This window comes from Quatrionicoccus australiensis (assembly GCF_020510425.1).
GTDB lineage: Bacteria > Pseudomonadota > Gammaproteobacteria > Burkholderiales > Rhodocyclaceae > Azonexus > Azonexus australiensis_A.
The window spans coordinates 2,476,794-2,498,634 of the sequence record NZ_JAHBAH010000001.1 but is presented as its reverse complement, the minus strand read 5'-3'; the positions used below and the strand labels follow the sequence as shown (position 1 = coordinate 2,498,634).

Here is a 21,841-nt window from a genome sequence, read left to right as displayed (position 1 = left end):
CCGATGACCCAGCCCGCCCTGCACGTCGCCTCCTTCAACATCCACAAGGGCTTTTCCCAGTTCAACCGGCGGATGATGGTGCATGAGTTGCGCGAGCGCCTGCGCGACCTCAACCCCGACATCGTGTTTTTGCAGGAAGTGCAGGGCCTGCACCTCGGTCATGCCGAAAACCACGACAACTGGCCGGGCGAGCCGCAGCACGAATTCCTCGCCGAGGATGTCTGGTCGGACTGCGCCTACGGCCGCAACATGATTTACGACCACGGTCACCACGGCAACGCCATCCTGTCGCGCTTTCCCATCCTGCACTCGCACAACCAGGACGTCACCCACCTGCAGTTCGAGAAGCGCGGCCTGCTGCATTGCCGCATCGAACTGCCGAGCGGGCCGGCGGCGCATTGCGTCTGCGTGCACCTGTCGCTGTTCGGCTATTCGCGCCAGCGCCAGCTCACCGCCTTGGCCGATTATCTCGACAAGCGTTGCGAACCGAATGCGCCGCTGATCATTGCCGGTGACTTCAACGACTGGCGCAACCGGGCCGGCGACCATCTCGCGCAGCGTCTCGAATTGACCGAGATCTTCAGCAACAGCAAGGGCACGCCGGCACGCAGCTTTCCGGCGGCGCTGCCGATGTTCCGCCTCGACCGCATCTACGTCCGCGGCTTCAAGGTCGTGCGCACCGAGGTGCATCACGGCCACCCGTGGTCGAGCATTTCCGACCACGCCGCGCTGTCGGCCTCGCTGACCAGGCATGCCGACTGAATTCGTCCCGGGCAACCGCTTGCGGCTGCTCAACTCGGGTGCGGATTACTTCCCCGCCCTGCTTGCCGAGATCGAAGCAGCGCACAGCGAGATCTATCTCGAAAGCTACATCTTCGCCGACGACGAAGTCGGCCATGCCGTCGCCGCTGCACTGTGTCGCGCCGCCGAACGCGGCGTTCAGGTCAGCGTGACGGTCGACGGCTTCGGCGGGCGCAATTTCAGCACTGATTTCATGCCGCGCCTGGCCGCCGCAGGGGTGCGCGCCATGCTCTACCGCAAGGAAATCGGCCCCTTCCACTTCCGCCGCCATCGCTTGCGCCGCCTGCATCGCAAACTGGTCGTGATCGATGCGCGCATCGCCTTCGTCGGCGGCATCAACATCGTCGACGACAACAACGCGCCGGACGAGATGCGGCCGCGCTACGACTACGCGGTGCGTATCGAAGGGCCGGTTCTCGAGCAAGTGCACCATGCCGTGCGCCGCCTCTGGGAAATCGTCGCCTGGGTCAATCTCAAGCGCCGCCTGCGCCTCGCCGCGCCGCTCAACGCCTGCTGCACAGCGGCCGGGACGCAGGCGGCGACCTTCCTGATCCGCGACAACATCCGGCATCGCAACGACATCCTCAATGCCTACATCGCGGCGATCAACGACGCGCAGCACGAAATCCTGATCGCCAATGCCTATTTCCTGCCCGGGCTGCGCTTCGGGCGGGCACTGCAGGCAGCGGCGCGGCGCGGCGTCAAGGTCACCGTCCTGCTCCAGGGCAAGACCGACCACCCGCTGCTGCGCTTCGCGACGCAGGCGCTCTACGTGGCCGTGCTGGAAAGCAACATCCGCATCTTCGAGTACGAAAAGAGCTTCATGCATGCCAAGGTGGCGGTCATCGACGGCGAGTGGGCGACGGTCGGCTCCTCCAACATCGACCCGTTCAGCCTGCTGCTCGCCAAGGAAGCCAATCTCTTCGTGCGCGACGCCGGTTTTGCCAATGAATTGCGCGCCAGCCTGAACACCGCTCTCGCCGACGGCGCCCGCGAGGTGCTGGCCGACGGCTTTGCCCGCCAGCCCTTTCACTCCCGGCTGCTGCGCTGGCTGAGTTACGGCATGGTCCGCCTGCTGGTCGGCCTGACCGGCTACGGCCCGCGCCACTGGCGAGCCGACGAGGAAACGCCGGGCCTCAGCCCGGAGCCGCCGGAACAATAGACGGCGTGCGCGGCAAGGCCGCAAACGACCAATGGGCAAAAGCCCAGGCCCAGACTTCCGGCACGGATGCCCGCGCCAGCTCGGCCGGCACCGGCTGGCCGAGAAAACGCAGGGCGGCGCACAGGCTGGCCGCTGCAGTCGCGGAGTCGAGCGCCGGCGCCAGCGTCTGCTTCGACAATTTCTCTCCGGCCGCGTTGCTTGCCACCGGCAGATGCGCGTAAGCCGGCGTGGCAAAGCCGAGACAGCGCTGCAGCCAGATCTGGCGCGGCGTCGAGGCGAGCAGGTCGGCGCCGCGCACGATGTCGGAAATGCCCTGAAAATCGTCGTCGACCGTCACCGCCAACTGGTAGGCGAACAGGCCGTCAGCGCGGCGCAGCACGAAGTCGCCGACGTCGCGGGCAAGTTGCTGCTCCTGCCGGCCCTGTACCCGGTCGACGAAGGAAATCGCGGCATTTTCAACGCGCAGGCGCCAGGCCCGCGCCGCCCGTCCCGGCGCCAGGCCGGCGCGGCAGGTGCCGGAATAGAGCATGCCGCCGTCGGCCGCGGGACGCGTGGCCGAGTCGGCGATCTCCTTGCGCGAACAGGCGCAGGGATAGGCCAGGCCGGCCGTTTTCAGCTGTTCGAGCGCCGCCGCGTAGGCCTCGAGGCGGGTGCTCTGCCAGAGCACCGGACCGTCCCAGGCGAAGCCGAAAGCCTCAAGCGTGGCGAGAATGCTGTCGGCCGCGCCCGGCACGTTGCGCGTCGTATCGACATCCTCCATGCGCAGCAGCCAGGCACCGCCCTGCGTGCGCGCATCGAGATAGCTGCCGACGGCAGCCACCAGCGAGCCGAAATGCAGCGGCCCGGTCGGCGAAGGGGCGAAGCGCCCGCGGTAAACGCTATTCATCGACGCATTTTCCCGCAGCCAGACGCGCCGGCCAATGCTCGCCGAAAAATTCCCGCATCTGCCGGGCATCGCGCACCAGCAACTCGCCGCTGGCGAAATCGAACTCGGCGACCGTCGCCAGCGGCCCGCCGATCACGGCCGCGGCGTAGCTCATCAAGGCCAGGCGGCCGACGGTCAACGTGCAGGAAGGCTCGATTTTGCCCTGCGCCAGACGGTCGACCGTCGCGGCGAGCGGAAAAGCGCCGCGATAAAGACCGATGGTGATGTGCGGCGTGTAGGAGAAATCGGCCTCGCCGGCCGCCGAATCAAGGCTCCGACGCAAACTGGCAATACCGCCGGCCGGATCGCGCACCGCCAGGTAGGCGGCTGAGGCAAAACTGGCCGGCGCACCGATTTCAATGGCGAAGGCCGCTGGCCGTGCCCGGCGCAACGCCGCGACCTCGGCCGCCAGGCGGTCGACACCATAATCATCGGCAAAATCAGCCTCCGCCTTCGGGAAACCGCACAGATGCACGGTCAGGTGCGGCTGCCGGCCATAGCCGGGAAGCAGTTGGTCGGCCACCGGCGCACAGGCGGCAGCGACCCGCTGGCGCACCGCCGGCACATCGACATCAAGCGCCCACACCGCGTAACGCGTCCGGCCGCGCCGCCACTCGACAAAGTCGCGCGGCTCGCTGGGCTGCGTCAAAAGATCGGCGGATTCAGGCAAGACAAGGATCTCCGGAAGATAGCAGGCGCCGCAGGAGGCCACGACGCGGCCCGGCATTATCCCGCGCCGGAATAAATTTCGCCTGTTTAGTCAATAACCTTGACGAACACCCCGCATTACCGGCTATAATCCGCGCCCTTTCGCGTTCTTAGCTCAGTTGGTAGAGCGTCGCCCTTACAAGGCGAATGTCGGCGGTTCGACCCCGTCAGGACGCACCAGGGCTCTGGTGGTGAAATTGGTAGACACGCTATCTTGAGGGGGTAGTGCCGTAAGGTGTGCGAGTTCGAGTCTCGCCCAGAGCACCAAGTACAAGCAGTCGGAAGAAAGCCGAAACACTTGAATGAATCGAGGGTTTTGGCTTTTTTTTCGCCCATGTTGCAGCCCATCCGGAGCCACCCCGCCATGTCCAAGAACCACAACCACCGCCAGCGCAAGAAACTCCACCTCGGGGAATACAAGGAGCTGGGCTTCACCTTCTCCGTCGAATTCCACGCCGAACTCGACACCGCCGCGCATGATGCCCTGCTCGAAGCCTTCATCTGCGAAGTCATCGAAGCCCGCAAGCTGATGTGTGGCGGCAGCTTCTCCTGGGGCTTCGTCTGCCGCGACACGCGCTGCGACGCTTCGGACGAAGACCGCGTCGCCGTACGCGACTGGCTGGCCGCCCGCGCCGAAATCAAGTCGGCCGAAGTCAGCGAACTGGTCGACGCCTGGCAATAAGCGCCAGCGCAAGGCGCCGCAACAGGCCGGAAACCCCGACACGTTCGGGCTTCCGGTCTTTTTTTCGTCCACCGCACCCGGGCGCCGCACTTTGACGGCATCGCCCGACTCCTGCATATTTGCGGCTGGCGTTACGGTCCACCGCCAGATCACTACGGATTTTCATGTCACGACTCAAACCCAAGCATATCCAGCCGATCATCATGTCCGGCATCATGGCCGGTCTGATGACCGGATTTGTCACCTGGCTCAACCTCGGCCTGCCCGGGAATTTCCTTGCCCTGTGGGCACATGCCTTCATCGTCGCCTGGCCGATTGCCGCCTGTACGGCTTTTCTCGCCATTCCGGTGTCGGTGAAGCTGACCGGCAAGATTCTCGCGTGGCTCGGGGCCGACCACCGCCAGGCTTAATCCCTATTTTCAGGAGGCAAGCAATGACCACCCACTCCCCGACCAGCATCAGCCTTGCCGCAGCGGCAAAGAGTCTGGAAAGCGGCCTGATTTCGGAGCATGATGCAGAAGTGATGCTGGCCCGCGCCATCGAGCACGGCGAGTTGCACGCCAGCGTCAAGCGCTGGGCTACCGAACAATGGGAAGGCCGACAGTTGCCGGGCAACATCAATCGCCTGGAAACCTTCATCGAGCGCGCCGACCTGGCAGCCTGGGCAGCACTGGCGGGCAGGTGATCGGCAAGATCACCGCAGACCGACAATCAAGGAGACAAGCATGTCCGCAGATATCACCGATTCACCCAAAGCCGCATCAGCCGGCCCGTCCAAGCTGGTGACCATTCTCGCCGGCGGCGCCTTCGCACTGTCGCTGGCCAATACCGTGCTGCTGGTGCTGAATCCGACAGCAAGCAAGGTCGAGCAATTCAACGAGAGCCTGAAGAGCGATCTGGCCGACAGCATCGCTTCCGTGCATAAAAAAATCGACGGCCTGAAGAGCGCCGAGATCGAGTGGCAGAACGTGCTCAAGAAATCGAGCGAAAAGCCGGATGCGGTCTACAAGATCGTCAAGTCACCCGATGGCTTCCTGACCCTGACTGAAATCACGCCGGCCGCCGGTGAAGCACCCGAGGCTCCGGTCAAGTAAGCCGGCACCTTTTGCGGCATGTTCGCTGTGCGCGCCAGCGCACGGAAACAGGGGGCTGCATTCGCTAAGCTGACCTCTCCCAAGCCCATCCTTGGGAGCATCAGAATCCCCCTGTTAGCCCGGCCCAAAATGCCGGGCTTTTTTTGCCCGCCTGAACGAGTTACTTGGGTGACCAGTAGCGGACGCTGGGACGCGCCACGCGCGAGTCGCGCCACGCGGTCAACAACTGAAGCAGGCCGCTTCGGTCGAGAACCCCGCGACTGGCGGCCATCAGGAGATCCGTGAGCTGCTGCTCATAGCTGATGTACTCTTCCTGATGCTCGGCGAGCAACAGCGGATTGGTTTGCCGCAGACGATCCTCTTCCGCGGAAAAGTAAGCGCGGGCATAAATCGCCAGGTCATTGAGAAGAATGTGAAATTTCTCGCTGGACGACGCAGTATTGTCATCCGCAAGCTCGGCCGCCCGCTCACAGAGCGCCAGCAGCTTTTTATGCTGAACATCCAGGTCGGCATTTTCGCTGTTGAACGCCAGCCCGGAAAAACCGCCCTTCACGCCAGCACCCCGGTTTTCCGGCCGCTACGGCAATTACGCTCCTGCGCAACGCCGCGACGGCGCTCAAGGGAAAGGCGGTCCAGGCTCATTGCGCACGCTCGATAAAGTCGAATGTTGAATTCACAATTCGTTAACCACCCATGCTCGGCAGATAACGGGCCATCAGTTCACGCCGGTTGAGCACCCCGAGTTTGGAAAATATCCGGGAGATATGCGTGCGCACCGTCCAGAAAGAAATATCAAGATCGCTGGCGATCTGCTTGTCGTTCACGCCGCGGATCAGGGCTTCGCAAATTTCGCTTTCGCGCGACGAAAGACCGTGCTGCTGCCAGAACGCCATGTCCGGAATGGCCGCGCGCGAAACCTCCGGCTCGCTGCCGGGGCGCCCCTGGGTAATTCTTTGCAGGCGCCAGACCAGCTCTTCTTCGGCAAACGGCTTGGCGAGAAAATCGTCGGCACCTATGCGCAAGGCTTCGACACGTCGGGCCACATCATCAAAACCGGAAATCACCAGGATGGGCATCAACGAACGCGGCGGCGGCAACTGGCGAATGTGGCGGACCAGGGACAAACCGCTGCTCATGCCTTTGAGCAGGATATCGATGATCGCCAACTGGTATTCGCCGCGTTGCAAGCGGGCGACGCCCTCCTCCATCGAAATGCAGCGATCGACCGTCAGTCCCTGCAAGGCGCAAACCTCCTCCAGATGCTCGGCCTGGCAGTTTTCATCCTCGACCAGCAGAACCCGCCCCGGCTGCAAGGACTTGTAGCGCGAGTTAGCCGCCTCGAGAATGAAATGCCGGATCAGGTCATCATCGTCGCGCAGCACGACCTCGGTTGCGCCAGCCTGGAAGGCCTCATGCGCCAGCTCAAGGTCACGATCCTGCATCACGTAGGCAATCGGCATCGTCGCCCGCTTGGGCTGAAGCCGTGCCTGTTCGATCAGACGCATGCCATCCTCGGCATCCCCCAGATCATTCGCGACGATCATCAAAATGAAGGGGTGCGGACCATCAAGGTGCAATCTGGCCTCCTCTGCGTCATGACAGAGAATCGCCTGCAAGCCGGACTCACTGGCCAGACTGCACAGCAGGCCGCAAAAACTGCGGGAAGGATCGATACAAAGGATGGAATTCACGAGGGACTCGGCATCGACGCAGCAACCGGCACCGCATTAAAAAACGGCAAATCCGGCGCCAGGGCGATCAGCATGATGAAATATTTTTTTCTATTTTTTTATAGGCTGACAAAATCATAACAGCCGTCATAAGTCGCGCTATCGCTAATCTTAGTGAGAAGGGCAGAAACAAATGCCGGACAAGGATTTCGCGAGAATCGACGAATCGATTTCGCGGTCCGCAAGGAAACAGCTTGCGCCTGCTCCAGCCGCGTCAAGCGCGCAAACAGCAAAGGCAAAAAGAACCAGAGGCAACCGATTTCAGGATGCAAAAAACAAAGCACCCCGGCGCAACACCAGGAAACCGGACACGTACAATGCCAGCCATGACGAACCAGCAAACCGGGCAGCCCAAAATCCTTGCTGACAGACCGGCAAGACAATGGCCCCAACTCACTTGCACCGGCCACGAGCAATGATCAGCATGAAAGAGAAAATTACCGGTGTTGTCCTTGCAGGCGGCCTCGGACGGCGCATGGGCGGCATCGACAAAGGCTTGCAGGAGTTGCTCGGCAGACCGATGGTGGACTGGGTCATCGAGCGCCTGGCACCGCAGGTGGACGAACTCCTGATCAATGCCAACCAGAATACCGAGCGCTATGCCGACTTCGGTCACCCCGTCGTTGCCGACCGGATTCCCGACTTTGCCGGCCCCCTCGCCGGACTGCATGCCGCCCTGTCGGCAGCGACACATCCGTTGGTCGCCACGGCCCCCTGCGACTCGCCATTTCTGCCGAGCGATCTGGTTTTCCGCCTGCAGCAAGCGTTGACCGCCGGCCAGGCCGAGCTGGCAGTGGCCCGCACCTTCGACCAGCCGCATCCGGTTTTCTGCCTTTGCCGGCGTGAACTGCTGCCGCACCTGACCGCCTATCTCGCCAACGGCGAGCGCAAGTTCGAGCGCTGGTATTCGACACTGAAGGTCGTCGAGGTGCCTTTCGACGACGTTGCGGCCGCCTTCGAAAACATCAATACGCGTGAAGAGCTTTCCCGCTTCGACATCACCACCTGAGGACGCGAGTCCGACAAAGCCACGCGCCGAAGCAGATCGGTTGTTGCAAACCCGACGCAGCTCGCATCGACCAAGCAACTGATTTAAAAGTCTTTCGCGCTTGGCGCGTGTCTTGCGTGCAAACAGGGTCATCTTGCAACCTGGCAGCACGGATCCCGAGCATGAGAAAACCGACCCTTTATCAAAGCCTGAAAGCAAAACGCCGCAGCCAGTCGCTGGTCATCGGCGTCACCTGGTATACTGAGGAAACCTGGGCTCAGGTCAAAGCCACGGCAACCGATCCCGAATGCTTCGAGGATTCCTTTGCCAAATGGAAAGCCATCGCCGTCGCCGCCCGCCGCAACTTCCAGCGCTCCGGCGTTCTTGCCCTGGAATGCCAGATCGTTCCGGAAGAATTCAGCGCCTGGTGTACAGCCAACAGTCAGGAAAACAACTCGACTGCGCGTGCCGAGTTCGTCTCCGAGAAACTGAGCGCAGCCCACGCCCCCCAGGCTTGAGCCGCCCGGCGAACAAACGGATACCTCTTGTCGCAAACCGTTACTTGAGTTGCCATCCGTCTGGCCGTATCTTGCATCCATGCGCTGAACCCCAACAGCCTAGGTGGCCACCTCCCCCTGAGGCCACCGCCCGAAAGCCCCGCCCCCCCTGCGGGGCTTTCGCCTTTTCGGCCACCAAAAAACGCACTTCCCGGCGGTCGACCGCTGGCCGGCAAGGGAAATCGCCGGATGGCAAAATTTACATTTCCCGGTAATAAACATGGCCAATATTGATCATAATTACGGGATGGAAAACAAACCTTCTCCTCTGCTGCTGATCGTCGATGACAGTCGCATGTCGCGCATGCTGATCCGCGCCATCGTTGCCGACAGCCGCCCCGAGTGGCGCATCAGCGAAGCGATCAGCGGCGACGAGGCACTCCTCGCCATCGAGAAGGAATGCCCCGATTTCGTCAGCATGGATGTCAACATGCCGGGCATCAGCGGCCTGGAGGCTGCCGGACGCATCCGCATGCGCCACCCGGAAACACGTATCGCACTGTGCACGGCCAACATCCAGGAAAGCACGCGCGAAGCCGCGGCGCGCGCTGGCGTCCATTTCGTCGCCAAGCCGATTACCGCGCAGTCGGTGGCCGATGCCATCGCCTTTTTCGAGGCTTGACGTGCGCCCGCTGAACGAACTGCAGCTCGACGCACTGGGTGAAATCTTCAACATCGGCGTCGGACGCGCCGCATCCAGCCTCAGCCAGATCGTCAACGACGAGGTCTTGCTGACTGCGCCAGCCGTTTCACTGGTACATCGTGACCAGGCCACCCAGATTCTGCTTGGCGCGGAACTCGACCAGTTCAGCACGGTCAGCCAGACCTTTTCCGGCCCTTTCGATGCGCAGGCCATGCTCGTATTCCCGGAAAGCAACGCGCTGGAGATCGTCCGCCTGATGGTCGGCCCGCACATGAGCATCGAGGAGCTCTCGGAGTTCGAGCAGGAAGCGATGTGCGAAATCGGCAACATCATCCTCAATGCCTGCATGAGTTCGCTGGCCGACATTTTCCACATCAGTTTCGACAGCACGCTGCCGCTGCATCGCTTCGGCAATACCGAAAACCTGCCGATTCTCGACGGCAGCGACGAACAGATGGTGTTGTTGCTGCAGGTCGATATGGTGATCAGCCAGCAACGCATCCAGGGCCATATCCTGTTCTTGCTCAGCGTCGCCTCGATGAGCAGCTTGCTTGCCTGTCTTGACCGCTATCTGAATGAGCAGGGACTGGCCTGATGTCTGAGCAGTTGGGCATTGGCAGCCTGCACACGGTGCTCGACACCCTGGAAGTCGGCATCGTCATTCTCGATACCCATGCCTGTGTGCTGCACAGCAACCGCTGGCTGGCCCGGCGCAGCGGCCTGACGGCAGAAATGCTGGCCGGACGGCCGTTTGTCGAGACGTTCCCGGCGGCACAGGGGAGCCGTCTCGAACAGGCGATCGAGCACGCCATCCGCGACCGTCTCCCCTCTCTCCTGTCGCCCGCCCTGCACGGCGCCCTGCTGCCTTTGTTCCAGACGCCGCAGGATCGCGACCGGGAACGCCGCATGCAGCAGATGATCCACGTCATGCCGCTGCGTGATGCCGATCCGAAGGCGGCCTGCCTGATCCAGATCAGCGACATGACCGCCAACATCTCGCGCGAACGCCTGCTGCGGCAACAAACCGAAACCCTGCGCCGGACAACGACCCAGGATGCATTGACCGGCGTCGCCAACCGGCGCCAGTTCGACGAAACCCTGGCCGCAGACTTTCTCAAGGCGCAACGCAATCGGCAGCCGCTCGGCCTGATGATCATCGACATCGACCATTTCAGCGCCTACAACAGCCACTATGGGCGTGACCAGGGCGATGCGCGCCTGACCGAACTGGCCGGCTTGCTCAAGGATGCAGTACGCCCCGGCCTCGATCTGCTGGCGCGCTATGGTGGTGAAGAATTTGCGCTGATCCTGCCCGAACTGAGCGAAGCCGAGATCAGCCACCTCGCAGAAACGCTGCGCCTGCGGGTAGCTACACAGGCGATTGCCAATGCCGCATCGAAGATTGCCCCGCACCTGACCGTCAGCATCGGCTGTGCCGTCATGCAGCCGGATGGTGAAACCGACATCCACACCCTGCTCTCTTCGGCCGATGTTGCGCTCTATCAGGCGAAGCATGACGGACGCAACCGCGCCATCTACTTCTCGCCGGACGACGGCAGCTTCAAACGCTGCGACTAAGTCCGGACAGCAAGACCTTTTCCAGCGACCAAAAATCGTTTGGGGCGCAATACCTATAACTAAAGTAATAGCAAAACCAATTACACTATTCCTTTAGCAAAACGCAGCCCCGTATCGGATTAGCGATCCTTGTCGCGGTGTTCCAGCGGAACAACACAAAAGAAAAAGATGAAAAACAACCAACCGGTCACCCAGCGCGAAATTGCCTTCCCCCCGAATACCTATCTCGTCTCACGTACCGATCTCAAAGGCTGCATCAGCTATGCCAACGACGCCTTTGTCGCAATCAGCGGCTTTACGCGCGAAGAACTGATCGGCCAGAACCATAATCTGGTTCGCCACCCGGACATGCCGGAGGCCGCCTTCCGCGACCTGTGGGCGACCGTGAAGTCCGGCCTGCCCTGGCGTGGCCTGGTCAAGAACCGCTGCAAGAACGGCGACTATTACTGGGTGGAAGCCTTTGTCGTCCCGCTCAAGAAAGACGGCCAGGTCACCGGCTACATGTCGGTCCGCACCCCGGCCCGCCGCGACAAGCGCGCCGCTGCCGAAGCCGCCTATGCCGCCGCGGGTCAGAAGGGAAGTCTGCCGACCACGGGCAAACCGACCATTTCACTGCGCGCCCGCCTGTGGGCGGCAATCGCCGTCATTCTGGCCCTGATGACCGTGATCGGCATACTGGGAATCAAGGGCGTTGCCGAAACCAACGGTCAACTCGACCGCATGTACCGCGAAAAACTGTTGCCGTCGAACACGATCAACCAGATGCTCGCCCTCCTTTCCGACAACCGCGCGCAAGTCATGCTCGCCCTGCAGCACGATCCGCTCAATCCCAACTCGAAACTGCATGACCACCCGCTCGACCGGCACATCGAAACAACGCTGAAAAATCGCGAGGCGATCAACAACCTTCTCGACAACATCAAAAAGCTGCCCTTGTCGGAGCATGAGAAAGAACTGCTGGCCAAGTTCAGCGAAGCCCGCGAGCGCTTCTCGAAAGAGGGCGTCAATATCGCCCGCGGCCTGCTGGCCGAGGGCAAGTACACGCAAACCAACGAGCTGCTTTTGCTCAAGATCAACCCGCTGTACGGCGAAATGCAGAAGGCTGGAGAGGCCTTGATCAACGAACTCGCCCATTCCGCCGAAGCGAATTTCGCCGAGGCCGAAGCACGCTATCAAAGCGTACGCAATGTCACCATCGGCAGCCTCGCCTTTGCCCTGCTCCTCGCACTGATCGGCGGCGCCATGCTGGTGGCGGCGATCATCCGGCCCATTCACAAGGCCGTCAGCTATTTCGGAAGCATCGCCGAGGGCAAGCTGACCGACGACATCGAGATCGACGGGCGCGATGAAACCGGGCTGCTGATGTGCAACCTGGCGACCATGCAGGGCACCCTGAAAGCCATGCTCGACGAAATCAGCAGCGCTTCGCACGCCATCGAAAATCGCTGCCAGCAACTCGAAATACAAATGGCCATGGTGGCAGAGCAATCATTGCAGCAGCAATCCAGTGTCGAGGGTGTCGCCGCTGCGACCGAAGAATTCAGTCAGTCGGTGCAGGAAGTCGCCAACAATGCGCAGGAAGCCGCCTCGGCTGCCCGCGAGTCGCAAGCTCAGGTCAGCGACAGCAACGTCAACATCAACCAGAGCATGGCCGCGACCAACCGGGTCGTCGAAGCGGTGCATGCATCGAACAGCACCATCGACCAGCTCAACCACTCGATCAAGAAAATCGGCGATATCACCCGCGTCATCGCCGAGATCGCCAGCCAGACCAACCTGCTTGCCCTGAATGCGGCGATCGAGGCAGCCCGCGCCGGCGAGCAGGGGCGCGGTTTTGCCGTCGTCGCCGACGAAGTGCGCAAGCTCGCCGAACGGACGACCAGTTCAACCGCCGACATCAGCGTCACGGTCAACGAGATCCAGGCCGTCACCTCACAGGCGGTGGCCAGCATGGAACTGGCCGCACAGGAAGTCGAAACCGGCATCGGCATGTTGCGCCAGAGCGTGGCCGGCCTGGAAGGCATCACGCATTCGTCCAGCCATGTTTCGGAAATGGCCGGCCAGATCTCCGATGCCGCCCGCCAACAAGGGGTCGCCAGCGAAGAAGTGGCAAGCAGCATGCAGCAGATCACCGACCTCATCGAGCAAAATACCGAGTCAGCCCAGGCGGCCAAGATTGCGGCGGATGAATTGCAGCGGACGGCTCAACAGCTGGACACCCTGATTGCCGGCTTCGAGCTTTACCGCAACTGAGCCAAGCCACATAGAATGACGGGAGGCTGCGGCCTCCCCTTTTTTCTACGCCCCGACAAACCGATGCTCAAAAAACTATTCCTCGGCGCCCTTCTCGGCGGACTCAGCCTGGCGGCCCTCGCCGACGGCCTGCCGCCCACCGTGCTCAAAGCGCTGAAGGCGGCGCAGATTCCGGCGACCAGTGTTGCCGTCGTCGTCCAGCCGGTGGACAGCAATACTGCGCTGGTCGCCCATAACGCCAGCCAGGCGATGAACCCGGCTTCGGTCATGAAGCTGGTCACCACCTACGCCGCGCTCGACCTGCTCGGCCCGGCTTATGTGTGGAAGACGACGGCCTGGATCGATGTCCAACCGGTCGACGGCGTTTTGAACGGCAATTTGTACCTCAAGGGCAGCGGCGACCCGCGCTTCGCGATCGAACACCTGAGCGGTTTACTGCGCCAGTTGCGCGTGCGCGGCATCCGCCACATTGCCGGCGACGTGGTGCTCGACCGGACGGTTTTCAACGTCCCGAGCATCGACCCCGGCGCCTTCGACGACAAGCCGATGCGGCCCTACAACGTCGGCCCGGACGGCCTGCTGATCAATTTCCGCGCCCTGCGCTTCACGCTGCTGCCCGACAACGGTCGACCGCGCCTGCTGCTCGAAACCCCGGCCGCCGGCCTGCGCGTGGACAACCAGTTGAAGGCCGACGGCAATGCCTGCAGCAGCAACTGGAAGGACCTGATCAACGTCCGCCTGATCCCGGAAAACGATGGCAACCGCCTCGAGTTCACCGGCAGCTACAGCGCGCTGTGCGGCGAGAAGACGCTCAACCTGTCGCCCCTGCCGGCCGACACCCAGGCGGGCGGCCTGATCCGCAGCCTGTGGCAGGAACTGGGCGGCACGCTGGCTGGCCAGGTGCGTGGCGGCAACGTCGCGATCGGCAGCCGCCTGCTCGCGACGCACGAATCGGCGCCGCTCGCCGATGCCGTGCGCGACATCAACAAGTACAGCAACAATGTCATGGCGCGCCAGGTCTTCCTGACCCTGGGCAACGACGCCCCGAAGGAAGCCCCCGTGGGGGGAACCGGACCGGCGACTGCAGAACGCGCCCGCCAGCGCATCACCGACTGGCTGAACGGGCGCAACCTGCGTTTTCCTGAGCTGGCACTGGAAAACGGCTCCGGCCTGTCACGCCTGGAGCGGATCAGCGCCGGCAGCCTGAATCGCCTGTTGCAGGATGCCTGGAAGAATCCGGTGATGCCCGAGCTGATTTCCAGCCTGCCCATTGTCGGCATCGACGGCACCATGAAGAAGCGCCTCAACGGCTCGCAGGCGACCGGCCGCGCCCACATCAAGACAGGCACGCTGGACGGCGTCAAGACAGCCGCCGGCTATGCGCTTGATGGCGAGGGACGCCGCCACGCCGTGACTTTCCTGATCAACCATCCGCGCGCCCAGGCCGGCGCGGCGGCGATCGACGCCCTGCTCGTCTGGGTTGCCGAACGGCGAGCCGGCGAGAAGAACATCGTGCTGGAGAAGGAATGAGCCAGAACCCGCCGGTCGTCCGCCACACGTTGTTCGAGGATGCGCAGGCGCTGCTCGTCGCGCCGCTCTTCGTCGCCTTCGCGATCCTGCTTTTCCGGCATGCAGGACTGCTCACCGGCGGCACGGTCGGCATCGCCTTCCTGTTGCATTACGTCGGCGACTGGCCGATCGGGCCGCTGCTTTTCGCCATCAACCTGCCCTTCTACTACCTCGGCGTGCGCGCACTGGGCTGGACCTTCACGCTGAAGACCTTCATCGCGGTCAGCCTGCTTGCCGTCTATACCGAAGTGCTGCCCGGCCTGATCACGCTGGGCGAAGTGAACCGGGTGTTTGCCGCGGTGATGGCCGGCTTCATGGCCGGCGTCGGCCTGCTCATGCTGATCCGCCACAAGGCCAGCCTGGGTGGCATCGGCATCCTCGCCATCCACCTCCAGAACAGTCGTGGCTGGCGCGCCGGCAAGCTGCAGATGGCGGCCGACCTGAGCATTCTCGCGGCGGCCTTTTTCGTGCGCGACCCAACCAGCATCGCACTCTCGATTCTCGGCGCCGTCGCCCTCAACCTGGTCATCGCGGTCAACCACAAGGCCGGCCGCTACATGGGGATTTAGGCGTTTTTCCGGCGTCGACCGGTGGACCTCAGTCGGCGAGGTATTTCTGCAGGAACAGCGCGTGCCCGGCCGCCGGGTCGAGCACGTAAGGCGCGAAACCGGCCTGCTCGTAGCTGCGCATGGCGCGCGTGTTGTTCGACAGCACTTCCAGCGTCAGCTTGCAGCAGCCGAGTTCGCGGGCGCGCGCTTCGGCCCAGGCAAGCAGCGCCTGACCGACGCCGCGGCCACGCACGTCGCGGTGCACCACGATGTCGTGCACATTGAGCAGGGGCCGCGCCGCGAAGGTCGAGAAGCCGGCGAAACAATCGATCAAGCCGACCGCCTTGCCGTCCAGCCAGGCCAGCGCCCCGTGGAAACCCGGCACCTCGCGCATGGTCGCCACCAGGTTGAGCTTGGCGTAGTCGGACAAGCCGTCACCGCCGCCCATCGGGTCCTGCGCGTAATGATCGAGCAGTTCCAGCCAGATTTCCGCCTGCGCCAGATCGGACAGGTCGAGAGGAAGCACCGTGAGACTCATAAACCAAGCTCCTGCCACATCGCATCGACCTTCTTCTTGACGCCGTCGTCCATGACGATCGGCCGCCCCCATTCGCGCGTCGTTTCGCCCGGCCACTTGTTGGTCGCATCCAGCCCCATCTTGGAGCCGAGACCGGCGACCGGCGACGCGAAGTCGAGATAGTCGATCGGCGTGTTGTCGACCAGCGTCGTGTCGCGCGTCGCATCCATGCGCGTCGTCATCGCCCAGATCACTTCCTTCCAGTCGCGGATGTCGATGTCGTCATCCACCACGATAATGGTCTTGGTGTACATGAACTGGCGCAGGAAGGACCAGATGCCGAACATGATGCGCTTGGCGTGGCCGGGATACTGTTTCTTGATGCTGACGATGGCCATGCGGTACGAGCAGCCTTCGGGCGGCAGGTAGAAATCGACGATTTCCGGATACTGCTTCTGCAGCAGCGGCACGAACACCTCGTTGAGCGCGACGCCGAGGATGGCCGGCTCGTCCGGCGGCTTGCCGGTATAGGTGCTGTGATAGATCGGCTTTTTGCGCATCGTGATGCGGTCGACCGTAAAAACCGGGAATTCGGCCTGCTCGTTGTAATAACCGGTGTGGTCGCCGTACGGCCCTTCGAGTGCCGTCTCGCCGGGATGGATCACGCCTTCCAGCACGATTTCGGCCGAAGCCGGCACTTGCAGGGCGGAACCGATGCACTTGATCAGCTCGGTCTTGCCGCCGCGCAGCAGGCCGGCGAACTGGTATTCGGAGAGCGAATCCGGCACCGGCGTCACGGCGCCGAGGATGGTCGCCGGATCGCAGCCGAGCACGACGGCAACCGGGAACGGCTGGCCGGGATTGGCCAGTTGGTGCTCGCGGAAATCGAGCGCGCCGCCGCGATGCGCCAGCCAGCGCATGATCACCTTGTTCGGGCCGAGCACCTGCTGGCGGTAGATGCCGAGATTCTGCCGGTTCTTGTGCGGCCCCTTGGTGACGACCAGGCCCCAGGTGATCAGCGGCGCGATGTCGCCCGGCCAGCAATGCTGGATCGGCAGGCGCGCCAGATCGACATCCTTGCCTTCCCAGACGATTTCCTGGCACGGCGCGCTCGACACCGTTTTCGGCGCCATGTTCAAGACCTGCTTGAGAATCGGCAGCTTGTCCCAGGCATCCTTGAGGCCCTTCGGCGGTTCCGGTTCCTTGAGGTAAGCGAGCAGCTTGCCGACTTCGCGCAAGGCCTGCACCGACTCCTCGCCCATGCCGAGCGCGACGCGCTTGGGCGTGCCGAACAGGTTGGCGAGGACCGGGATGTCGTGCCGGGTCGTACCGCTCACCGGCTGCTCGAAGAGGATGGCCGGCCCCTCGGCGCGCAGCACGCGGTCGCAGATTTCGGTCATTTCGAGGCGCGTATCGACGTCGACCGCGACGCGCTTGAGTTCGCCGGTCTTTTCCAGTTGCGACATGAAGTCGCGCAAGTCATGGTATTTCATCGGATCAGGTAATCCACCACGATGCCGACGAAGATCGCCGCACCGACATAGTTGTTGTGCAGGAAGGCCTTGAAGCAGGGCATGCGCTCGCGGCCGCGGATCCAGGTGTAATGCACGCCCATGATGCCGGCGGCAACGCCCAGGCTGAGGTAGAACGGCCAGCCCAGCGCATTGCTCCAGCCGATCCAGCCGATGATGGCGAGCGTCATCACATAGCAGAACATCACCGCGGCAACGTCGAAGCGCCCGAAGGTGATCGCCGAGGTCTTGATGCCGATTTTCAGGTCGTCGTCACGGTCGACCATGGCGTATTCGGTATCGTAGGCCACCGCCCAGAAGACATTGGCGAGCAGCAGCCACCAGGCTTCGGCCGGCACCATGTCGAGATGCGCCGCGTAGGCCATCGGGATGCCGAAGCCGAAGGCGATGCCGAGATAGGCCTGCGGAATGGCGAAGAAGCGCTTGGTGAAGGGATAGCTCGCCGCGAGAAACACCGCCGGCAGCGACAACCAGATGAGCAGGCTGTTTTCCAGCACCAGAACCAGCGCGAAAGCGAGCAGGCAGAGGAAGACAAAAAGCAGCAGCGCCTCTTGCGTCGTCACCCGGCCGGCGGTCAGCGGCCGTTCCTTGGTGCGCTCGACATGCTTGTCGAAATCGCGGTCGGCGTAGTCGTTGATGACACAGCCGGCGGAACGCATCAGCACAGTACCGAGCACGAAGACGACGCCTATGGTCCATTCCGGCCGGCCCTGCGCCGACAGCCAGAGCGCCCACAGCGTCGGCCAAAGCAGGAGCAGGATGCCGATCGGCTTGTCGAGCCGCATCAGCTTTTCGTAGAGATCGAGTTTTTCTTTGAAGGCGAGCCAGTTCATCCGGCGATTTTACCCCGTCTGGCGCAGTCGACCGTATCAGGCGGCTTCGCAGCGATTGCGGCCGGCTTCCTTGGCCTTGTACAGCAACGTATCGGCCAGGCGGAACAGGCTACCGACCACACCACTGGCCGGGTGGGCGCAGACGCAACCGAGCGACACCGTGACGACGCCCCAGTCGGCATTCTTCTCGTGCGTCAGTTGCAAGGCTGCCACCGCCTCGACAATCGCCAGGCCGACGCCGACATGCACGCCGGGCGCCGAGTCCGGGATCACCACGCAGAACTCTTCGCCGCCATAGCGCGCGACAAAGGCGCCCGGCGCCACCTTGTCATCGTTGGCCTGCTGCACCGTATGAGCCAGGCAGTTGGCAACCGAGCGCAGGCAGTCGTCACCGGCGAGATGACCATAGTGGTCGTTGTATTTCTTGAAATTATCGACGTCGATCATCATCAGGCTGAACGCCTTGCCGCTGGCGACAGCCATTTCCCAGAGCTGGTCGATCTGCATGTCCATCGCGCGCCGGTTGAGCAGACCGGTCAGGCCGTCGCGGTTAGCCTGGTTCTGCAAGCGGGTATTGGCCTGGGCCAGACGCGAGCGCATCGCGGCAATGCGCGACATCGCCTTCATCTTGGCCTGCAGCACGTTTTCCGGTGCCATCTTGGAAATGAAATCGTCGCCGCCGGCCTCGATGGCCGTCACCAGATTGGTCGGCGTGTCGGTGGCCGTAACGAAAATGATCGGCGTCCAAGCCCAGAGTTCGTTGCCTTCCAGCGCGCGAATCCGGGTCGTTGCCTCAAAACCGTTCATGCCCGGCATTTCGATATCCATCAGGATCAGATCGAAAGGCGTCTGCTGGAAATGGGCAATCGCGCTCGGCCCGTCGATGGCATGCACCACCTCATGCCCGAAAGACTCGAGGCGCGCCGTCGTCACCATCGCCATGGCCCTTGAATCGTCCACCAGCAGAATCTTCATTGCTTCGTCGTCGCCTCAAAAAACCACATCAATCCATGACCAAGGGCGTAATTCATGACGAAGCATACAGAGAGGCAGCAAAGATGGATATAGGGTGGCGTGCGCCGGATCTCAGCGCCGGCGCTCGGTGGCAGCAGCGATTTCGGCCTGGATTTCGCGCGTTTTGACCGCCCGCTCGCCGCGGTAGAACAGGTTGTAGGCCTCGAAGGGAATCAGCTTGCCATCGGGTTGGGCAAAGTGCACGCAGGATTTTTTCAGTGCCCGCAGGTCGAGATTGGCGGCATCCATGAATTGCACGATCAGCACGCGAAAGACGTTTTCGTAGCCAAGATCGGGCGCTGCGATGGTCGGCAGACAGCAAAGCAGCGCCGACAGGCAGTTGGCCTGCGAAACCGGCGAATGATTGGTCGAGAACAGTTTGAACACGGCTTCCTTCATCGCCGGATCGCGCTCGAAAACAATGGTATTGCGCGGCCCGGCCAACAACGCTTCAGGACCGAGGTGACGGGTCAGCGGCAACACCTCGCCGGCCAGCTTGACGGCGTAGCCCATGGCCAGCGTATCCGGATTGCAGGGCACCGGCACGATGTCGTCGAGCGTGAAAATCCCCGACTGTTCGGCCACGCGGCGACGCACTTCGCTGATCGTCAGGCGATGCCGGGCGGCCTCGAAATCAAGGTTACGGCCGGCATCCGACACCGGCTGCAAGGTCACGCCGCGTACGCAGCGGTATTTCAGGCCGTGCTGGATGACTTCGCCGATCTGCTGGTCGTTGACGCCGCGCTTGACGGTCATCACCAGCGTCGTCGAGATGCCGTGCGCTTCGAGGTTGGCAAGCGCTCGCTCATGGATGGCAGCAAGGTCGGCACCGCGCATCTGCTGCAGCACGTCGTCGTGCAACGAATCGAACTGTAGGTAGATCTCGATGCCCGGCTTGTAAGTCGCCAGTTGCGCGACGAACTCCGGCTCGCGCGCGATGCGCAGGCCGTTGGTATTGATCATCAGGTGGCGGATCGGACGCGCCTTGGCGGCGTCGAGTATCGCGAAGAAATCCGGATGCAGCGTCGGTTCACCGCCGGAGAGCTGGACCACGTCGGGCTCGGTCTCGTTGGCGACGATGGCGTCGAACATCGCCTCGACCTCGGCCAGCGTGCGGTGATTCTGCTTCTCCGGCCCCGATTCGGCGTAGCACACCGGGCAGCGCAGGTTGCAGTGTTCAGTGATCTCGACCACCGACAGGCAGGAATGCTGCATGTGGTCCGGGCACAGGCCGCAATCGTAAGGGCAGCCATGCACCATACGCGTGTTGAACTGGTCGGGCATTTCCGGCGCCTTGACGTAGACCTCACGACCGAGCCGGTAATACTCGGCATCGTCGGCGATCAGCACACGTTCGGTGCCATGCGCCGGGCACCATTTGTCGAGGAAAACCTCATTGTCCTTGATGACGATCTTGGCCTCGACCTGGCGCAGGCAGGTCGTGCATACCGAGGCCGTGGTGTCGTAGAAAAGCCAGGGGCGGTTCTTGCGGCTCATTGTTTTTCCTTCGCCGGCTGGCGGCTTTTCCATTCTTCGGCCTGACGCTTCGCTTCGGCCTGGGCCTCCGGCGTCAGTTGCTTCTGATAAAGGTTGATCTGGTAGGCGTTGCCAGCCGCGTAAGCCCATTTCAGCGCCGCCGGGTAATCCGGTGTGCCGTTGCGGTTGTCACCAAGGAGTGTTGCCAGGGCGCCGAGCGCCTGCCGGTTGCCGGCTTCGGCGGCGCGCAGATACCAGTAGGCGGCCCGCTCGCGATCGCTCGTCCGGTAATGGCTGGCGAGCGCCATTTGCGCGTCGGCATTGCCGGCTTCGGCAGCATCCAGCCAGTGACGCAGGCTTTCCGCCTCGTTGCGGCCGACGCCGCCGCTGCCATAACGGAAACTGTTCGCCAGGCGCAGTTCGGCCTTGCGGTCGCCAGCCACGGTGGCCGGATAATCGACCGCCACCGTCTGGTTGGCGGGCAAAGGCGTCTGGCGCACGCTGATACAACCGGCAAGCGGCAGGAGCAGCAAAAGAAGCAGAGCTTTCATCGCTGCCACCCCGCAGCTTCAGCTCGGGCGCGAGCGACTTCGGACGGCTTGAGCATTTTCTCCTGGCGCGCGATGTCGACCGTTGAGCCAGCCAGCACATACCATTTCAAGGCGGCCAGCGGCCCCGACTCGCCGCCACTGCCGCGTTCGGCCATCTGACCGAGACGCTGGCAGGCCAGCCGGCTGCGTGGCGCCGCCTGCACATACAGTGCCCGCGCCGCGGCCGGATCAGCCGGGAGAACACCGGGCCGCCCCTTTTCCAGAAGATCGGCGAGCCAGAGCTGATTGCCCGAATTCTTTGCCGCCGCCTGCTGGAACCAGCTCAGCGCCTGCGCCGGGTCGGCCGCCAGGCCTTCGTTGCCGTTCAGGTAGAGATCACCGAGCGCAAACTGCGCATCGGCATTGCCGGCCGTCGCCGCCTTGCGCAACCACGATACCGCCTTGGCCGGATCGCGCGGCAAGCCCGAAGTGCCGTAGCGATAGCTCAAGCCGACCTGGTATTGCGCGACCGGATCGCCCTGCTCGGCGGCGGGCAGAAACTGCTTCGCGGCCCGCTCATCGGTCGGCGGCGCCAGCGTGATCGTCGCGCAGCCGAGGCCGACAATGCCGGCCAGACCGACGGCCAGCACCAGGCGGCGGGCAACCAGGCCGCGCCGACTGATGACTTCATCCTGATGCAT

At 62.9% G+C, this 21,841-nt stretch carries 26 protein-coding genes and 2 tRNA genes; 17 read left to right on the top strand and 11 right to left on the bottom strand.

Translation table 11 applies throughout. The features are described from left to right. The first annotated feature begins 3 nt into the window (after positions 1 to 3). Together KIG99_RS12085 and clsB are read left to right on the top strand one after the other, a co-directional pair. Entirely contained in the window at positions 4 to 762 is a 759-nt protein-coding gene (locus KIG99_RS12085; RefSeq protein WP_226460373.1) for an endonuclease/exonuclease/phosphatase family protein, read from the top strand. Then, a complete protein-coding gene (gene clsB / locus KIG99_RS12080; RefSeq protein WP_226460372.1) occupies positions 752 to 1,963 on the top strand; it encodes a cardiolipin synthase ClsB in 1,212 nt (403 codons plus the stop codon). Before KIG99_RS12085 ends, clsB begins: the two co-directional genes overlap by 11 nt. Here clsB and gluQRS read toward each other — a convergent pair. Beyond that, positions 1,938 to 2,849, bottom strand: a complete 912-nt coding sequence (gene gluQRS, locus KIG99_RS12075; protein ID WP_226460371.1) for a tRNA glutamyl-Q(34) synthetase GluQRS — start codon at positions 2,847 to 2,849, stop codon at positions 1,938 to 1,940. The two genes, clsB and gluQRS, sit on opposite strands and share 26 nt — an antisense overlap. Continuing rightward, positions 2,842 to 3,558 carry a 2'-5' RNA ligase family protein gene (locus tag KIG99_RS12070; protein WP_226460370.1) on the bottom strand — a complete coding sequence of 239 codons (717 nt, stop codon included), beginning with the start codon at positions 3,556 to 3,558 and terminating at the stop codon, positions 2,842 to 2,844. Before KIG99_RS12070 ends, gluQRS begins: the two co-directional genes overlap by 8 nt. Before the next feature lie 142 nt (positions 3,559 to 3,700). Between KIG99_RS12070 and KIG99_RS12065 the strand changes: the two genes are divergently transcribed. The 6 genes from KIG99_RS12065 to KIG99_RS12040 all read left to right on the top strand — a co-directional run bounded on the left by KIG99_RS12065 (position 3,701) and on the right by KIG99_RS12040 (position 5,372). Next, positions 3,701 to 3,776: transfer RNA gene (locus tag KIG99_RS12065), tRNA-Val, on the top strand. A 2-nt stretch (positions 3,777 to 3,778) separates the two neighbouring features. Continuing rightward, a tRNA-Leu gene (locus KIG99_RS12060) sits at positions 3,779 to 3,863 on the top strand. Between the two features lie 97 nt (positions 3,864 to 3,960). Next, the gene (locus tag KIG99_RS12055; RefSeq protein WP_226460369.1) at positions 3,961 to 4,278 is read left to right on the top strand and encodes a YggL 50S ribosome-binding family protein; all 318 of its coding nucleotides are present in this window, start codon (positions 3,961 to 3,963) and stop codon (positions 4,276 to 4,278) included. A 164-nt stretch (positions 4,279 to 4,442) separates the two neighbouring features. After that, positions 4,443 to 4,688: a DUF2798 domain-containing protein gene (locus KIG99_RS12050; RefSeq protein WP_226460368.1), complete on the top strand. Its 246-nt coding sequence runs from the start codon at positions 4,443 to 4,445 to the stop codon at positions 4,686 to 4,688. 23 nt (positions 4,689 to 4,711) lie between these two features. Then, positions 4,712 to 4,963 (top strand): hypothetical protein, encoded by a 252-nt coding sequence (locus KIG99_RS12045; RefSeq protein ID WP_226460367.1) that lies wholly within the window; start codon positions 4,712 to 4,714, stop codon positions 4,961 to 4,963. A 40-nt stretch (positions 4,964 to 5,003) separates the two neighbouring features. Continuing rightward, positions 5,004 to 5,372, top strand: a complete 369-nt coding sequence (locus tag KIG99_RS12040; RefSeq protein WP_226460366.1) for a hypothetical protein — start codon at positions 5,004 to 5,006, stop codon at positions 5,370 to 5,372. Between the two features lie 160 nt (positions 5,373 to 5,532). Here the strand turns inward: KIG99_RS12040 and KIG99_RS12035 are convergent, their stop codons facing one another. Together KIG99_RS12035 and KIG99_RS12030 are read right to left on the bottom strand one after the other, a co-directional pair. Then, entirely contained in the window at positions 5,533 to 5,925 is a 393-nt protein-coding gene (locus KIG99_RS12035; RefSeq protein WP_226460365.1) for a hemerythrin family protein, read from the bottom strand. Between the two features lie 130 nt (positions 5,926 to 6,055). Next, the gene (locus KIG99_RS12030; RefSeq protein ID WP_226460364.1) at positions 6,056 to 6,814 is read right to left on the bottom strand and encodes a response regulator transcription factor; all 759 of its coding nucleotides are present in this window, start codon (positions 6,812 to 6,814) and stop codon (positions 6,056 to 6,058) included. Between KIG99_RS12030 and KIG99_RS12025 the strand changes: the two genes are divergently transcribed. The 9 genes from KIG99_RS12025 (at position 6,785) to KIG99_RS11985 (ending at position 15,259) form a co-directional block, all read left to right on the top strand. Beyond that, positions 6,785 to 7,183, top strand: coding sequence for a hypothetical protein (locus tag KIG99_RS12025; protein WP_226460363.1), 399 nt, complete (start codon positions 6,785 to 6,787; stop codon positions 7,181 to 7,183). The two genes, KIG99_RS12030 and KIG99_RS12025, sit on opposite strands and share 30 nt — an antisense overlap. A 334-nt stretch (positions 7,184 to 7,517) precedes the next feature. Further along, the gene (gene mobA / locus KIG99_RS12020; protein WP_226460362.1) at positions 7,518 to 8,111 is read left to right on the top strand and encodes a molybdenum cofactor guanylyltransferase MobA; all 594 of its coding nucleotides are present in this window, start codon (positions 7,518 to 7,520) and stop codon (positions 8,109 to 8,111) included. Positions 8,112 to 8,272: 161 nt separating this feature from the next. Then, a complete protein-coding gene (locus tag KIG99_RS12015; protein ID WP_226460361.1) occupies positions 8,273 to 8,608 on the top strand; it encodes a hypothetical protein in 336 nt (111 codons plus the stop codon). A gap of 259 nt (positions 8,609 to 8,867) precedes the next feature. After that, positions 8,868 to 9,269 carry a response regulator transcription factor gene (locus KIG99_RS12010; RefSeq protein ID WP_226460360.1) on the top strand — a complete coding sequence of 134 codons (402 nt, stop codon included), beginning with the start codon at positions 8,868 to 8,870 and terminating at the stop codon, positions 9,267 to 9,269. Position 9,270: 1 nt separating this feature from the next. Continuing rightward, on the top strand, positions 9,271 to 9,885 hold the full coding sequence (locus KIG99_RS12005; protein WP_226460359.1) for a chemotaxis protein CheC: 615 nt from the start codon (positions 9,271 to 9,273) through the stop codon (positions 9,883 to 9,885). Continuing rightward, positions 9,885 to 10,868 (top strand): GGDEF domain-containing protein, encoded by a 984-nt coding sequence (locus tag KIG99_RS12000; protein ID WP_226460358.1) that lies wholly within the window; start codon positions 9,885 to 9,887, stop codon positions 10,866 to 10,868. The genes KIG99_RS12005 and KIG99_RS12000 overlap by 1 nt, the downstream gene beginning before the upstream one ends. A gap of 168 nt (positions 10,869 to 11,036) precedes the next feature. Further along, the gene (locus KIG99_RS11995; RefSeq protein WP_226460357.1) at positions 11,037 to 13,121 is read left to right on the top strand and encodes a methyl-accepting chemotaxis protein; all 2,085 of its coding nucleotides are present in this window, start codon (positions 11,037 to 11,039) and stop codon (positions 13,119 to 13,121) included. 63 nt (positions 13,122 to 13,184) lie between these two features. Next, positions 13,185 to 14,651: a D-alanyl-D-alanine carboxypeptidase/D-alanyl-D-alanine endopeptidase gene (dacB, locus tag KIG99_RS11990; protein ID WP_226460356.1), complete on the top strand. Its 1,467-nt coding sequence runs from the start codon at positions 13,185 to 13,187 to the stop codon at positions 14,649 to 14,651. Further along, positions 14,648 to 15,259 (top strand): YitT family protein, encoded by a 612-nt coding sequence (locus tag KIG99_RS11985; protein ID WP_226460355.1) that lies wholly within the window; start codon positions 14,648 to 14,650, stop codon positions 15,257 to 15,259. The genes dacB and KIG99_RS11985 overlap by 4 nt, the downstream gene beginning before the upstream one ends. Positions 15,260 to 15,287: 28 nt before the next feature. Here KIG99_RS11985 and KIG99_RS11980 read toward each other — a convergent pair whose 3' ends face one another. The 7 genes from KIG99_RS11980 to KIG99_RS11950 all read right to left on the bottom strand — a co-directional run bounded on the left by KIG99_RS11980 (position 15,288) and on the right by KIG99_RS11950 (position 21,841). Next, the gene (locus tag KIG99_RS11980; protein WP_226460354.1) at positions 15,288 to 15,776 is read right to left on the bottom strand and encodes a GNAT family N-acetyltransferase; all 489 of its coding nucleotides are present in this window, start codon (positions 15,774 to 15,776) and stop codon (positions 15,288 to 15,290) included. Further along, entirely contained in the window at positions 15,773 to 17,248 is a 1,476-nt protein-coding gene (gene ubiD, locus KIG99_RS11975; RefSeq protein ID WP_226460353.1) for a 4-hydroxy-3-polyprenylbenzoate decarboxylase, read from the bottom strand. Before ubiD ends, KIG99_RS11980 begins: the two co-directional genes overlap by 4 nt. Further along, positions 17,245 to 18,120, bottom strand: a complete 876-nt coding sequence (gene ubiA, locus KIG99_RS11970; protein ID WP_226460352.1) for a 4-hydroxybenzoate octaprenyltransferase — start codon at positions 18,118 to 18,120, stop codon at positions 17,245 to 17,247. Before ubiA ends, ubiD begins: the two co-directional genes overlap by 4 nt. Positions 18,121 to 18,156: 36 nt before the next feature. Next, positions 18,157 to 19,095 carry a diguanylate cyclase gene (locus KIG99_RS11965; protein WP_226460351.1) on the bottom strand — a complete coding sequence of 313 codons (939 nt, stop codon included), beginning with the start codon at positions 19,093 to 19,095 and terminating at the stop codon, positions 18,157 to 18,159. Between the two features lie 111 nt (positions 19,096 to 19,206). Continuing rightward, positions 19,207 to 20,631: a radical SAM protein gene (locus tag KIG99_RS11960; protein WP_226460350.1), complete on the bottom strand. Its 1,425-nt coding sequence runs from the start codon at positions 20,629 to 20,631 to the stop codon at positions 19,207 to 19,209. Then, positions 20,628 to 21,161 (bottom strand): tetratricopeptide repeat protein, encoded by a 534-nt coding sequence (locus KIG99_RS11955; RefSeq protein WP_226460349.1) that lies wholly within the window; start codon positions 21,159 to 21,161, stop codon positions 20,628 to 20,630. Before KIG99_RS11955 ends, KIG99_RS11960 begins: the two co-directional genes overlap by 4 nt. Beyond that, on the bottom strand, positions 21,158 to 21,841 hold the full coding sequence (locus KIG99_RS11950; RefSeq protein WP_226460348.1) for a tetratricopeptide repeat protein: 684 nt from the start codon (positions 21,839 to 21,841) through the stop codon (positions 21,158 to 21,160). The genes KIG99_RS11955 and KIG99_RS11950 overlap by 4 nt, the downstream gene beginning before the upstream one ends.